Genomic DNA, 13,853 nt, shown 5'->3' on the forward strand with positions numbered 1-13,853 from the left:
GTAACACAGCGGAACGGAACTCGCACCGCGCCGGACGGCCCGTCACACTCGACTGCACGCCGCGGAGCACCGCGGCCACCACCGCGGCCCCGCGGTCCCCCACACAGCACGGCCCACGAGGAGCACCACCATGTCCGCAGCACCCGCCCTGCCCGAGAAGCCGAAGGGCAAGCGTCCGATCGGCTGGATCATCGCCGCCGCGGTGGTCGTCGTCGCGATCGTCGTCGCCCTCATCGTCGGAGCCGTCCGTTCGGGCAGCAACGACGACGGAGCCGGCGCGTCCGGTGACGCACCGAAGACCGTCACGATCGGTGTCGCGGACAAGTCCCTCTCCTACTGGAGCACCTACACGAAGCTCGCGAAGTCGAAGCTCAACGTCACCGTCAAGCTGACGAACTTCGCGGACTACTCGCTGCCGAACCCGGCGCTCAAGGACAAGCAGCTGGACCTCAACCAGTTCCAGCACATCCAGTACCTCGCCGACTACAACGTCACCTCGGACGACGACCTGCAGCCGATCGGCTCGACCGCCGTGTACCCGCTGCCGCTCTACGCGACGAAGTACGACAAGGCGTCGGCGATCCCCGAGGGCGCGAAGATCGCGATCCCGAACGACTCGATCAACCAGGCGCGGGCGCTCCTCGTGCTCCAGGGCGCGAAGCTCATCACCCTGAAGGACGGCGGGTCGGCGTTCTCGACCACGTCCGACATCGAGTCGAAGAAGGTCGACGTCCAGCCGCTCGAGGCCTCGCAGACCGCGAACGCGCTGCAGCAGGGCTCCGTCGCCGCCGCCGTCGTGAACAACAACTTCGCCACCGCCGCCGGCCTGCCCTCGAGCGACGTCGTCTACCAGGACGACCCGTCCAGCGCCAACGCCGCCCCGTACGTCAACGTCTTCGCCGCGCGCGACGAGGACAAGGGCAACACGACCTACCTCGCACTCGCGAAGCTGTTCCAGGACGATGCCGTGCAGAAGGTCTTCCTCAAGGACAACCCCGACGCGGTCGTCCGTGACGAGAGCGCCTCGTCGCTGCAGGACGAACTCAGCAAGGTCGAGAAGGACGCGAAGGCGGCCAAGCAGTAGTGCCGGTCCTCGTCGAACTCCGCGGCGTCTCGAAGCACTACCGCCGCGCCGACACCGGCGAGACCGTGGTGGCCGTCGAGGACGTCTCCCTGGACGTGCACCAGGGAGAGGTCCTCGGCGTCATCGGGTACTCCGGTGCGGGCAAGTCCACCCTGGTGCGTCTCGTGAACGCGCTGGAGCTGCCGAGCTCGGGCTCCGTAACGGTGGCCGGCAAGGAGCTGACGGCGATCCCCGAGCGGGACCGCCGTCTGGCGCGTCGGAACATCGGGATGATCTTCCAGCAGTTCAACCTGTTCCGGTCCCGCACCATCGCCGGCAACGTCGCGTACCCGCTCAAGGTCGCCGGCGTGCCGAAGGCCGAGCGTGACCGCCGGGTCGCCGAGCTCCTCGACTTCGTCGGTCTGCTCGAGCGCGCCCACGCCTACCCGGAGCAGCTCTCCGGCGGGCAGAAGCAGCGCGTCGGCATCGCCCGCGCGCTGGCCGCCGACCCCGAGCTGCTCCTCGCCGACGAAGCGACCAGCGCCCTCGACCCGGAGACCACCTCCGAGGTGCTGGGGCTGCTCCGCCGGGTCAACCGGGAGCTCGGCGTCACCATCATCGTCATCACGCACGAGATGGACGCCGTCCGGCAGATCGCCGACCGTGTCGCCGTGATGGAGCAGGGTCGCGTCGTCGAGGTCGGGGACGTCTACGACGTGTTCTCCGCGCCGCAGACCGACGCCGCCCAGCGCTTCGTCCGCACCGCGCTGCACGACCGGCCGTCCGCCGAGACCCTCGCGCGGCTGCGGGAACGGCACCCCGGTCGGCTCGTCACGGTGCAGATCACCGACGAGGCCGGGCTGCAGAACCGGATCGACGCGGCCTTCCGGGCTGCCGGGGTCACCGCCGAACTCGTCTACGGCGGCGTCGGTGAGATCCGCGAGCGCCGGATCGGCTCGCTCACCTACGAGCTGAGTTCGTCGTCGCCCACCGGCATCGACGACGCGATCGACGCGCTCCGCGCCGCGAGCGTCACGACCGACGAGGAGGACGCCGCGTGAACAACTCCTTCCAGAGCGTGATCGACACGTTCGACGTGTTCCTCGCCTCGGTGCGCGACACCATCGTGATGTCGCTCGTCTCCCTCGTGATCGCCGGGATCATCGGCCTGGCGCTCGGCCTCGCGCTGTACGCCACCCGCCCCGGCAACCTGCTCGGCAACCGGGCGGCGTACACGATCCTCAACGTGGTCGTGAACCTGGTCCGCCCGATCCCGTTCGTCATCTTCCTCGCCGCGATCGCACCGCTGTCGCGCGTGGTCGTGCAGACGACGATCGGCGTGCCGGCGGTGACGTTCGCGATCTCGCTCGCGGCGGCGTTCGCGGTGTCGAGGATCGTGGAGCAGAACCTGCTCGCGGTCGACCCGGGAGTCGTCGAGGCGGCGCGGGCATCGGGCGCACACCCGGTGTCGATCCTGCTGACGGTCCTCATCCCCGAGGGCCTCGGGCCGCTCATCCTCGGCTACACCTTCATCTACATCGGCATCGTCGACATGACGGCGCAGGGTGCGCTCATCGGTGGTGGTGGTCTCGGCGAGTACGCGATCACCTACGGGTCGCAGCGCTACGACTGGTGGATCGTGTACGTCTCGGTGGCGGCGATCGTCATCATCGTGCAGCTCGGCCAGTTCGTCGGCAACCGGCTGGCTCGCGCGACCCTGCGTCGCTGACGCGGCCGGGTCGCCGGTCTTCGGTCGCCGGCGGCCGGCGGCCGGCGGCCGGCGGCCGTCGCCGGTCCCCGGTCGCCGGTCGAGATCGCACTCCGGCGCGCATCCGCCGGACGCTCGCCGGCGTGAGATCGCACTCCGGCGCGGGTCCGTCTCGTGGCCGGCCGCCGAAGTGCGATCTCAGCCCCGGTGGTCGACGCGACCGCCTGGAGGCGCGGTGCCCGTCCGCGGGACCGGCACCGCGCCTCCAGTGCGGAGCCGGCCGGGCGCGGGGCGCTCCCCGAGCGGGCCCGATTCGTCACGCTCGGCGTGCGCGAGCCGCGCGTCGCGCCTGCTCAGCGGGCAACGCGCGGCGCGTTGCACCCGCTCGGCGCCCGGCGGGCCCGCTCGCCGGGCGGGCGCGGCGGGTCAGGCGGCCGGGGACTCGACCGTGGCGACGGTGCCGGTCGCGCCGTCGTGCTCGTAGTGTGCCCGCACCAGGATCGGCCGGTGGTCGGAGATGCCGGCCGGCAGGGTCTCGACGCCGGCGATGTGCAGGCCGACGCTCGTGGCGAAGTCGAAGTGCCCGGTGAACTTCCGGTAGCGCAGGTACGTCGGCTGGTCGGAGAGCGACAGCGCGAAGCCGTGCTGCTCGATCTTCCGGCGCAGGTTGGTCTGGAACCACGGGTAGTTGAAGTCGCCGACCATGATCGCCGGGGCTTCCTTCGAGAGCTCGCGGAGGAACTGGTGCGCGGCCTCGATCTGCTTGCGGCGCAGGGAGTTCGTGGCGGTCAGCGGCGAGGCGTGGAAGGACGCGACGATGACCTCGGCGTCGGCCTCGGTGTCGCGCAGGTGCATCGCGATGAGCCGCTCGTGCGCGGGTGCGAGGACCCGGTCGTGCAGGGACTTCTGCAGCGAGTGGATGCTGAAGTCCTGCACCTCGAACCGGTCGTCGCGCTTGTAGATCGCGAGCCCGAGGCGGTTCGCCTTGGTGGAGGCGGCCAGGGACAGCCCGGCGACCGAGGGGGCGAGGTCGTTGCTGTCGCACTCCTGCACGCAGATGACGTCGGCGTCGGAGGCCTCGGCCAGGGCGGCGAGCTCGCCGTTCGCGGTGTGCTCGCGGAGGTTGTAGCTGACGACACGCAGCCCGGTCGGTTCCGCTGCCGTCTCGGCTGCGATCGTCCCCTGCTGCTGTGGCGCGGCCATGCTGCCTTCCTGTTCCGGGTGTTTCCGGTCACCCTGCCGCGGTCACCGTACTCGGCGATCGCAAACGATTGCTGAGACTGTAGCGCGGGCCGGGTTTCGTGCGTGTGACCGTGCGGAGAACGGCTGCACGTGTCAGGCGCGGACCCGTCGAGCGGGGCGGACCGTCTCCCCCGCGGTGCGGCTCATCAGCAGTCCTTCGACGCACGCCACGACGAGCAGGACGGCGATCACCCAGAAGGCGGCGTCGTACGGACCGGTCCCGCCGAGCCCCGCGGCGGCACGGATCACGACGGCGGCGACGGCGACGCCGAACCCGGCCGCGGTCTGCTGGAGCGTCGACGACAGGGTGTTCGCCGGGGTCATGTCCGCCTGCTCGACGTCGGCGAAGGCGATGGTGTTGTACGCCGTGAAGCCGACCGACCGCGCGGCGCCGCTCACCACGAGCAGCACGGCGAGGAGCCAGAACGGGGTGTCCTCGGTCATGAACACCATCGCCACCACGCTGAGGGCCGCCACCGCACTCGACACGACGATCACCGGCCGGTACCCGAACCAGCGGAGGAACGGCGTCGTCATCGGCTTGATGCCGAGGTTGCCGACGAAGACCCAGAGGACGGCGGACCCGGCGAGCACCGCGCTCCAGCCCCAGGCGTCCTGGAACAGCAGGGGCAGGACGAACGGCACGGCCGACACGGCCAGGCGGAACAGGCTGCCGCCGGCGTGGGACACCCGGAACGTCTCGAGCCGGAAGGAGTCGAGCCCCATGATCGGGTGCGGGGCCCGGCGGAAGTGCCACACGGCGAGCCAGCAGCACACGGCGCCGACGATCCCGGACAGCACGACCGCGAGCACCGGCACCGTGTCGAGGGCGAGCAGCGACGCCATCACGACGAGCGACCCGAGGCCGAAGCACGCCAGGAGCGATCCGAACCAGTCGAACGGCACGCGCTCGGCCGCCCGCTCCTGCGGCACGAGCACGAGGGCCGCGACGAAGGCGATGATCCCGAGCGGGATGTTGATGAGGAAGATCCAGTGCCACGACAGGGTGTCGACGAGCACACCGCCGACGAAGGGCGCGATGATCGGCGCAGCCAGGGCCGGCCAGGTCAGGATCGCGATGGCGGTGACGAGCTGCTCGCGGCCCGCGCTCCGGAGCACGACCAGCCGGCCGACGGGGACCATCAGCGCCCCACCGAGGCCCTGGACGATCCGCCAGAGCGTCAGGTCGACGAGCCCGGTCGAGAGCGCGCACAGCGCCGATGCGATCGTGAACAGCGCGATCGCGCCGGTGAACACCGTGCGGGAGCCGATGCGGTCGGTGAGCCAGCCGCTGACCGGGATGAACACGGCGAGCGTCACGAGGTACGCGGTGATCGCGACGCCGACGGCCGCGGAGTCGACCCCGAGGTCGCGGCCCATCGCCGGGGCCGCGGTGGCCAGGATCGTGCCGTCCAGGAGCTCCATGAAGAAGGTCCCGGCGACGAGCACCGCCACCGCCGTGCTCCCCCGTCGTCGTGTCGTCGTCATCGTCGCCATGTCGTCTCCGATGCTATGCCCGCGGCGGCGCCCGCCGGTCGGCTTCCGCATCCCCACCGGTCGGCTTCCGCATCCCCGCCGGCGACTTCTGCATTGCAGAATGAGGGAGACGACGACGTTGCTCCGCCGCTCTCGGCTCGGGGAACGTGGGACCGCACACGACGCACCAGGAGGCTCGATGACGACCACACCCGTCCCCGGCACGGTCACGGCCAAGGGCGCTCCGGACCCGGCCGCACCGTCCACGCGGCACGTCCTCGACCACGCGTACCTGCCCGTGATGACGCTGCGCGAGTCCGCACTGGCGAACAACACCGCGGTCATGCAGTCCTACGTCGAGCGGCACGGGCTGCTGTTCGCGCCGCACATGAAGACCCACATGGCACCGGCCCTCGCAGCGCGCCAGGTCGCCGCGGGCGCATGGGGCGTCACCGTCGCGTCCGTCCAGCAGGCGATGGTCGCGTGGGAGCACGGCGTGCACCGGATCCTGGTCGCGAACGAGGTCCTCGACCCGACCGGCCTCGCGTGGCTCGCATCACGACGGGCGGCCGACCCGGAGGCCGACGTCCTCTGCTACGTCGACTCACCGGCCGGCGTCGCGGCGGGACGGGCTGCGCAGGCCGCGGTCGACGGCACGCTGCACGTGCTGGTCGAGGTCGGCTTCCCCGGTGGTCGCACCGGCGTCCGCACGGCCGCCGCGGCACGCGACCTCGCGCAACTCGCCCACGACGGCGGTCTCGCGCTCCGCGGGGTCTCCGGGTACGAGGGCGGCCTGCCCGGGGTCGACGCGGCCCGCGCCTACGTCGAGGGCGTCCTCGACGTCGCGGTCGCCGTCCGTCCGCTCGTCGACGGGCCGCGCGCCCTGCTCAGCATGGGCGGCAGCGCCTGGTTCGACGGCGTCGTCGACGCGGTCGCCGCGCGCCCGGACGACCTCGACGTCCTGCTGCGCTCCGGCGCGTACCTCACCCACGACGACGGCTTCTACGCCGAACGCACGCCCTTCGGTCGCCACCCGGACGAGGGCGCGCTCGTCCCCGCCATCGAGGTCTGGGGCCGGGTCACGTCCTGCCCGGAACCCGGGCTCGCCCTGGTCGCGGTCGGCAAGCGCGACATCTCCTTCGACGAGGGACTCCCGGTGGTGCGCGGGGTCCGGCCTGGAGGCGCGGCCGACGTCGCGCAGGTCGTCCCGCCACCAGGGGCGGTCATCGTCACCCGCCTCGACGACCAGCACTGTTACCTCGCGCTGGCGGACGGGGCCGCCGAGGCCGACGGGGCCGACGAGGCCGACGGGGCCGACGAGGCCGACGGGGCCGACGAGGCCGACGGGGCCGACGGGGTCGCCGAGGGCGACGGGTGGGGCGGGCTGACGCCCGGCGACGTCGTCGTGTTCGGCATCTCGCACCCGTGCACGGTCTTCGACAAGTGGCGGCAGGTGGTCGTCCTCGACGACGACGACACCGTCCTCGACACGATCGCGACGTGGTTCTGATGCGTGCGACGACACCGGTCGTGTCCGCCGACGACGACGCCCCGGCGCGCAACGCCGCGCTCTCCCTCCGCCGCGGTCTGCGCCTGCTCGACTGCATCGCGGACCGGACGCGGAACGGCGAGTCCTCGGTGTCCCTCACCACGCTCGCCGACGAACTCGGCACCTCGAAGTCGACCGTCCTGCGGCTGACGGCGCCGATGCTCGAGAACGACCTGCTCCGCCGCACCGCCGACGCGGGCTTCACGCTCGGCCTCGGGGCCCTGCTGCTCGGGCAGAGCTACCTCGAGGGCATCGACCTCCGGTCCGCCGCCGCACCGTTCCTCCGCCGCACCGCGGAGCAGACCGGGCTGACGTGCCACCTCGTCGTGCCGGACGGCACCGACATCGTCTACGTCGACAAGGTCGAGACCCGCGGCACCGTGCGGATGGGCTCCCGGATCGGCAACCGCCTGCCGATGCGCAACACCGCGTCGGGCAAGGCGATGGTGGCGTTCGGCGAACCGGAGCTGCTCGCCCGCGTGCTGGCCGAACCGGCCACGGCGATGACCGACCACTCGATCGTCGACGACGACCGGTGGCGTGTCGAGATCGACCGGACGCACGGCCGCGGGTACGGCATCGACGACCGCGAGAACGAGCCCGACATCCGCTGCGTGGCCGCTCCCGTGCTCGACCACGCGAACCAGGTCGTCGGGGCGATGAGCATCTCCGGACTCGCCTCCCGCTTCCCCGCGGCGGCCGTCCGCGAGCTCGGCGACGGGGTCGTCCGGACCGCGCTCGAGATCTCGGTCGCGCTCGGCTCGTCGTCCGCCCAGCTCGCCCTGTCGAAGGGGACCCGGTGACCGGCCGGGTGCTCACCTTCGGTGAGACGATGCTGCTCCTCACGGGGCGCGACGTCGGAGCCGTCCCGGACCTCGAGCACATGCGCGTCGACACCGGGGGCGCCGAGAGCAACGTCGCGATCGGACTCGTCCGCGCCGGCGTGCCGACGACGTGGATCGGCCGCGTCGGCACCGACCCCGCCGGGGACCGCGTCACGCGGGACGTCAGTGGTGAGGGCGTCGACGTCGTCGCCGTGCCGGACCCCGACCACTCGACCGGCATCATGATGAAGGAGCGCTTGGCCGACGGCCGGACGCGGGTGACCTACCACCGGCGGGGATCGGCGGGTTCCGCGCTCCGCGCCGACGACCTGCCCGTGAGTGCGGTCGAGCGCGCGACGCTCCTGCACGTCACCGGCATCACCCTCGCGCTCTCCGACTCGGCGCGCGACGCCGTCGAGGCCGCGATCGAGCGGGCCGACGTCGCGGGCGTGCCGGTCTCGTTCGACGTGAACCACCGTCCGAAGCTCATCGACGCCGACACCGCACGCGAGCGCTACCGGACCGCCGCCGCGCACTCGTCGGTGGTGTTCGCCGGCGACGACGAAGCACGCCTGGTGCTCGGACTCGCCGACGACGAGGGTGACGACGAGACGCTGGCGCACGAACTCGCCGCACTCGGCCGCGGTCGGGCCGTGGTGAAGCTCGGGTCGCGCGGCGCGGTGGCGTCGATCGACGGACGCTTCCTGCGGCGATCCGCGACCCCGGTGCGCGTCGTCGACCCGGTCGGAGCGGGAGACGCCTTCGTCGCGGGGTGGCTCGCAGCGACGCTGTCCGGTGCGACCCCGGACGAAGCACTCGACCGCGCCGCGGACGCCGGAGCCCTCGCCTGCACCGTCGAGAGCGACTGGCGGCGGCCCGACCCCGCCGCCCTGCACGACCCCACCATCCCCTCGGACGTCGACCACGCCGTCCACGACCGCGTCGACCGCTGACCCGCGACCGCACCGCACCGCACCGCGACCAACCGCCACGCACCGCACCGCGATCCACCGCCACGTCCGCCGAGCACGAGGAACGAGCACATGACGAACACCAGCAGCGCCAACACCGCGAGCAACGACACCGCGGCGGCGGCAGGGGCGTCGCCCGCCCGACACCGGCACGCCGCCGGGCCCGCGATCGCGATCCTCCGCGGCGGCACCGGCGACCACGTCGAGGACGTCATCGCCACCCTGGTCGAGGCCGGGGTGCGCGCGATCGAGATCACCACGAACACGCCACGCTGGCGGGAGGGCATCGCCTGGGCCGCGGAGCGCTACGGCACGTCCGCGTCGATCGGCGTCGGCACCGTGCTCGAACCGCGTCAGCTCGACGAGGCCGCAGCCGCCGGTGCGGTCTTCGCCGTCAGTCCCCACCTCGACGCGGCCATCGGGGAGCGCGCGCACGAGCGTGGCCTCGGCTGGTACCCCGGCGCCGCGACGCCGACCGAGATCGTCCGCGCCTGGCAGCTCGGTGCCCGCGCGGTCAAGGTGTTCCCGGCGGCGCCGCTCGGCGGGCCGGGGTTCCTCAAGCAGGTCCTCGCGCCGCTCGACTTCGTCGACGTGATCCCCACCGGGGGCATCGGCGTCGAGGACGCGGCCGAGTACCTCGCGGCCGGGGCCGTCGCCGTCGGTCTCGGGTCACCGCTCGTCGGGGACGCCCTGACGAGCGGCGACCTCGACGCCCTCCGGACCCGCGCCGAGCGGCTCGTCGCCGGACTCCCCCGGTGACCGACCGGACGCAGCCGATCCTGCTGCGCGGCGGCTCGGTGCTGGCCGACGAGCCGGTGCGTGCGGACGTCCTCGTCGCCGACGGTCGGATCGTGGCCATCGGTACCTACCTCGACGCACCGTCCGACACCGCGACGATCGACTGCGGCGAGCGCCTCGTCCTGCCCGGCTTCGTCGACGCTCACTCGCACGCCGGCTCGCTGGTCTTCGACGAGGGCGTGCAGCTGGCGCTCCTTCGGCAGGGCGTGACCACGATCGTCACCGGGCAGGACGGCGTCGGCCCGGCTCCCGGCGACGGCTGCTGGGCGAACACGTCCTTCGCCGCGATCGACGGCCCGCACCCGCACCACCACGGCGGCGGGATCGGTGCGCTGCTCGGCACGTACGACGGCACGACGCCGGTGAACGTCGCGACCCTGGTGCCCGCCGGGACGGTACGACACGAGGTCCTCGGCGAAGACGACCGGACGGCGAGCCCGGCGGAGCTCGACGCCATGCGGGCCCTGGTACGGCAGGGGCTGTCCGAGGGGGCGGTGGGTCTCGCGACCGGGCTCGACTACGTGCCGGGTCTGTACGCCGACACGGCGGAGCTCACGGCGCTCTGCACCGAGGTGGCCGCGGCCGACGGGCTCTACGTCTCGCACATGCGCGGCGGGTACGAGGGCAACGCCCGGGCGGGGCTCGACGAGATCGCCGACATCGTCCGGGGCTCCGGGGTCCGGGCGCACGTCTCGCACCTGCACGCCCCGGTCGGACTCGCGATCGACGCGCTCACCGCGCTCGCCGACGACGGCGCCCCGATGTCCTTCGACGCCTACCCGTACTCGCGCGGGTGCACGATCCTGTCGATGCTGCTCCTGCCGGCCGAGCTGGCACGCCCCGGCACGGACGACCTCGCCCGGGCGCTGGCCGACGAGGCGGGTCGACGGCGCGTCCGTGCTGCCGTGCTCGAACGGGTGCTCGGTCGGGCGGACCTCGGCACCGGGTGGGCGGAGCAGATCACGTTGTCGCACGTGCCCGCCGCGGAGTTCCACGCGCTGCAGGGCCGCACCCTCGACGAGGCAGCGACCGCGACGGGGACGGACCCGGTCGACCTCGCGCTGGACGTCCTCGTCGACTCGGCGCTGCAGGTCACCGTCGTGATGCGGGTGCCCCGTCCGCGCACGGCCGACGAGCTCGCACCCCTGTTCCGGTTGCCGGGGCACACGGCGGGGTCGGACGGCATCTTCGTCGGGACCCATCCGCACCCGCGGGCGTACGGCACCTTCGCGCGCTACCTGCAGGAGTACGGCGCGACCGGCCGCCTCGGCTGGTCGGAGACCGTCCGCCACCTGTCCACCACGAGCGTCGAGCGGTACCGGCTGGGCGACCGCGGCACCGTCCGGCCCGGCGCGATCGCGGACCTCGCCGTGGTCGATCCTGCTCGGGTCGCCGCACGGTCGTCCTACGAGCACCCGATGCGCCTCGCGGAGGGCGTCGACGACGTCCTGGTGGCCGGCGTCCCGGTGCTGGCCGACGGCGTCCTGACGCACGCGACCCCCGGTGCCGGACTCCGCCGGGGCGGACTCCACCGAGCCCAGCCGGAGCGAGGCGATCGGGGCAACGGGGGTCGGTGAGGCTTCACTCAGCCAGCCGCGACGGTCAGGAGGCGGCGGGCAGCACGGCGACGACGTCGATCTCGACGAGGATGTTCGCGAGGTGCGACTGCACGGTCGTCCGCACCGGGTACGGCTGCGAGAAGTGCTTCGCGTACTCCTCGTTGAACGCCGGGAAGTCTCGGTCGGAGTGCTCGAGGTGCACTGTGGACTTCACGACGTCGTCGAGGGTGGCGCCGTGCTCGGCCAGGACCGCCGCGATGTTCGCCAGCACCTGGGCCGTCTGCCCTGCGACGTCGTCGGCGATCGCACCCGTGGCCGGGTCCTGCGGGCCGAAGCCCGCGGTGTAGAGGAAGCCGTTCGCGACGATGCCCTGGCTGTAGGGGCCGGCGGGCTTCGGGGCGTTGTCGGTCACGATGGCGGTCTTGTTCGGCACGGTGCTCCTCGGGGTCGTTGTGGTGGCGACGTCGTTGTGGTCACGATGTCGTCGCGGTCGTGGTTGCGGTCACGTCGTCCGCGCCGGCGACTGCGTCCGCGAGGGATCCGCGACCGCCGGACGCGACCTCCAGGCTAGGCGCGCGCCCGGCACTGGACCCGGCCGTCTGCCGGAGCCGTTCCGTCCTGCACAACGCGAGCCGTGCCTCCAGGCCGTGGCCGCCGACCGCGCCGGAACGGTGAGGGTCCCACCAGCCGCGCCCGACTACGCTGCCAGCGTGCCCCCTGCCTTGCCCGGACATCGCGGAGTGCTGCGGTGAGTCGACTGGACGGGACCCTCCCGGAGTCGATCGCCAGCAGCCGTCGTCGGGTCCTCGACGTCGCGACGAGCCTCCCCGCGTGGGCGGCCGTGCTGCTCGTGTGGACCGGCGGGCGCATCGTGTCGACGTTCTGGCTCGCGCTGGCGTTCCCGCTGATCGGGCGAGCCCTGCCGGAGAACGCCATCTGGGGCAACGGCCACGGCTTCCTGAACTTCCTGACGGCGTGGGACGGCCAGTACTACGAGCAGATCTCGGTGCACGGCTACCCGACGACGCTGCCGCTCGACGCGACGGGCAACGTCGCGCAGAACGCCTGGGCGTTCCTGCCCGCGTTCCCGTTCACGATCCGCATGCTCACGGCGTCGACCGGGGTGCCCTTCGACGGCGGTGCACCCGCGATCGCCCTCGTCGCCGGGCTGATCGCGACCTACCTGCTGCACCGGCTGGTCCGCGACCGTGCCGGGTCGGCGGCGGCCATGTGGGCGGTCTTCTTCTTCACGTGCGGCCCGCTGTCCTTCCTGCTGCAGGTCGGGTACGCGGAAAGCATGTTCCTCGCGCTGACCTTCGGCGCGCTGCTCGCGCTCGAACGTCGGCGGTACGGGCTGCTGACGGTCCTCGGTGTCGTCGCTGCGTTCACCCGGCCGGGAGCCCTGGCGATCCCGCTCGTGCTCGGGGTCCTCGCGCTCGTCCGGTACGTCCGCGCCCGGAGGACCGAGGGGGTCCGCTCCATCGACGCGTTCCCGGTGGCGGAACGCGTGCGGGTCGTCGCCGCGGGCCTCACGATGGTCGTGGCCGGGTTGGCGTGGCCGGTCATCGCCTCGCACGCGACCGGGTCGCCGAACGCCTACCTCGAGACAGAGATGTCCTGGTGGGTGAACTTCATCGGGCGGGTCGACTTCATGCCGCTCACCCCGTGGTTCCTCATCGCGGCGCGCTGGCTCGGCGTCGGCGGGGTCCTCATCGTGGTGTTCCTGCTCGTGTCGTACCCGGTGTGGCTCCTCCGGAAGTCGACGCGGAAGCTCGGGTTCACGACCGTGGTGTTCTCGGCGTCGTACGCGCTCTACGTCTTCGCGGTGTCCCTGCCGATGGCCTCGACCCCCCGGATCCTGATGCCGCTCGCGCCGCTGTTCGGGTCGCCCGAGCTGGTGGCGAAGCCGTGGATGCGGTGGACCCTGGTGGTGTGCGCGGTGCTCGGGCAGCCGGTGCTCGTCGCCGTGCTGTGGCTGCTCGGCCCGCCGTGACCGCTCCGACTGCGCTCCGGACACGCTGCTGCCCACCGGGCAGTAGTACTCAGGGTCGATCAGGTCAAACTCGGTCGCCACGGCGAGGCCGTCAGGGGCGGTAGTCCTTGTTTTCCGATGGAGGATCGAGCGGACGCTGTCTGGGCCACTGGCCTCCCTGCGAACCTTGGACGACCGCTGTCACGGATCGGAGTACTGCGAGAAGCACGGTCTTCACCCACCCACTCCGCCGCGGGTCCTCAAACGCATCGTCGCCATACGGCCGGTTCCGATCGCTACCGCTCATCACCCACCTCCCTCAACATCGCCAGTCGCCACTGCGGCCTCAACTCAAGACGCACGTCAGAGGGGCAGTGCTGTTGTGCAGGTACCAGTCCCACTTGCACTTCGCGTTGACTCGCCGAGGCGAGAACGACGTTGTGATAGAGGCCGATCCTGACGCGGTGCCGACCCCGGTCACACTCAGATACGCGTGCGTTACCGCGTTGGGATGGGTAGTCGCTCGCGCTTTGCTGTAGTTCGCTCCTGACGAGATGCCCTTCCACACTCCAGCCGTCGGCCTGCCGTTGTACCACGTGAATGACGCAGCTTCCGCCTCCGAGGGATCGAGCACCGCTGAGCCCAAGATCATCACTGCCCCCATCCCGAGGGCAACCGCTCCAAGTTTAGT

At 72.1% G+C, this 13,853-nt stretch carries 12 protein-coding genes; 9 read left to right on the plus strand and 3 right to left on the minus strand.

Features of this window, described 5'->3' with window-relative positions:
• The first annotated feature begins 130 nt into the window (after positions 1-130).
• From EDF64_RS04380 to EDF64_RS04390, 3 genes are read left to right on the plus strand one after another with little or no spacing between them, the layout of a single operon-like run.
• Positions 131-1,084 (plus strand): MetQ/NlpA family ABC transporter substrate-binding protein, encoded by a 954-nt coding sequence (locus tag EDF64_RS04380; protein WP_133518844.1) that lies wholly within the window; start codon positions 131-133, stop codon positions 1,082-1,084.
• Complete coding sequence (locus tag EDF64_RS04385; RefSeq protein ID WP_133518845.1) at positions 1,084-2,124, plus strand: methionine ABC transporter ATP-binding protein; 1,041 nt, start codon at positions 1,084-1,086, stop codon at positions 2,122-2,124. The genes EDF64_RS04380 and EDF64_RS04385 overlap by 1 nt, the downstream gene beginning before the upstream one ends.
• A complete protein-coding gene (locus EDF64_RS04390; RefSeq protein WP_243736244.1) occupies positions 2,121-2,792 on the plus strand; it encodes a methionine ABC transporter permease in 672 nt (223 codons plus the stop codon). Before EDF64_RS04385 ends, EDF64_RS04390 begins: the two co-directional genes overlap by 4 nt.
• Positions 2,793-3,197: 405 nt before the next feature.
• On the opposite strand, the gene EDF64_RS04395 is transcribed toward EDF64_RS04390, so the two are convergent.
• A complete protein-coding gene (locus EDF64_RS04395) occupies positions 3,198-3,974 on the minus strand; it encodes an endonuclease/exonuclease/phosphatase family protein (protein WP_133518846.1) in 777 nt (258 codons plus the stop codon).
• Between the two features lie 132 nt (positions 3,975-4,106).
• The gene (locus EDF64_RS04400; protein ID WP_208108824.1) at positions 4,107-5,510 is read right to left on the minus strand and encodes an MFS transporter; all 1,404 of its coding nucleotides are present in this window, start codon (positions 5,508-5,510) and stop codon (positions 4,107-4,109) included.
• Between the two features lie 178 nt (positions 5,511-5,688).
• On the opposite strand from EDF64_RS04400, the gene EDF64_RS04405 reads away from it, so the two are divergent.
• From EDF64_RS04405 to EDF64_RS04425, 5 genes are all read left to right on the plus strand, one after another.
• Positions 5,689-6,999, plus strand: a complete 1,311-nt coding sequence (locus EDF64_RS04405; RefSeq protein WP_166645594.1) for an alanine racemase — start codon at positions 5,689-5,691, stop codon at positions 6,997-6,999.
• Positions 6,999-7,841: an IclR family transcriptional regulator gene (locus EDF64_RS04410; RefSeq protein ID WP_243736257.1), complete on the plus strand. Its 843-nt coding sequence runs from the start codon at positions 6,999-7,001 to the stop codon at positions 7,839-7,841. Before EDF64_RS04405 ends, EDF64_RS04410 begins: the two co-directional genes overlap by 1 nt.
• Entirely contained in the window at positions 7,838-8,815 is a 978-nt protein-coding gene (locus EDF64_RS04415; protein ID WP_133518848.1) for a sugar kinase, read from the plus strand. The genes EDF64_RS04410 and EDF64_RS04415 overlap by 4 nt, the downstream gene beginning before the upstream one ends.
• A gap of 90 nt (positions 8,816-8,905) precedes the next feature.
• Entirely contained in the window at positions 8,906-9,592 is a 687-nt protein-coding gene (locus EDF64_RS04420; protein ID WP_133518849.1) for a bifunctional 4-hydroxy-2-oxoglutarate aldolase/2-dehydro-3-deoxy-phosphogluconate aldolase, read from the plus strand.
• Complete coding sequence (locus EDF64_RS04425) at positions 9,589-11,208, plus strand: N-acyl-D-amino-acid deacylase family protein (RefSeq protein WP_133518850.1); 1,620 nt, start codon at positions 9,589-9,591, stop codon at positions 11,206-11,208. Before EDF64_RS04420 ends, EDF64_RS04425 begins: the two co-directional genes overlap by 4 nt.
• Positions 11,209-11,233: 25 nt before the next feature.
• On the opposite strand, the gene EDF64_RS04430 is transcribed toward EDF64_RS04425, so the two are convergent.
• A complete protein-coding gene (locus EDF64_RS04430) occupies positions 11,234-11,623 on the minus strand; it encodes a RidA family protein (protein ID WP_133518851.1) in 390 nt (129 codons plus the stop codon).
• Between the two features lie 315 nt (positions 11,624-11,938).
• On the opposite strand from EDF64_RS04430, the gene EDF64_RS04435 reads away from it, so the two are divergent.
• Entirely contained in the window at positions 11,939-13,183 is a 1,245-nt protein-coding gene (locus tag EDF64_RS04435) for a hypothetical protein (RefSeq protein ID WP_133518852.1), read from the plus strand.
• The last annotated feature ends 670 nt before the right edge of the window (positions 13,184-13,853 follow it).

Origin of the sequence: Curtobacterium flaccumfaciens, assembly GCF_004361695.1 — a bacterium.
Taxonomy (GTDB): domain Bacteria; phylum Actinomycetota; class Actinomycetes; order Actinomycetales; family Microbacteriaceae; genus Curtobacterium; species Curtobacterium flaccumfaciens_B.

Coding starts and splice junctions, on each gene's coding strand:
- EDF64_RS04380 (WP_133518844.1), top strand. CDS start 131: ATGTCCGCAGCACCCGCCCTGCCCGAGAAGCCGAAGGGCAAGCGTCCG.
- EDF64_RS04395 (WP_133518846.1), bottom strand. CDS start 3,974: ATGGCCGCGCCACAGCAGCAGGGGACGATCGCAGCCGAGACGGCAGCG.
- EDF64_RS04400 (WP_208108824.1), bottom strand. CDS start 5,510: ATGGCGACGATGACGACGACACGACGACGGGGGAGCACGGCGGTGGCG.
- EDF64_RS04405 (WP_166645594.1), top strand. CDS start 5,689: ATGACGACCACACCCGTCCCCGGCACGGTCACGGCCAAGGGCGCTCCG.
- EDF64_RS04410 (WP_243736257.1), top strand. CDS start 6,999: ATGCGTGCGACGACACCGGTCGTGTCCGCCGACGACGACGCCCCGGCG.
- EDF64_RS04420 (WP_133518849.1), top strand. CDS start 8,906: ATGACGAACACCAGCAGCGCCAACACCGCGAGCAACGACACCGCGGCG.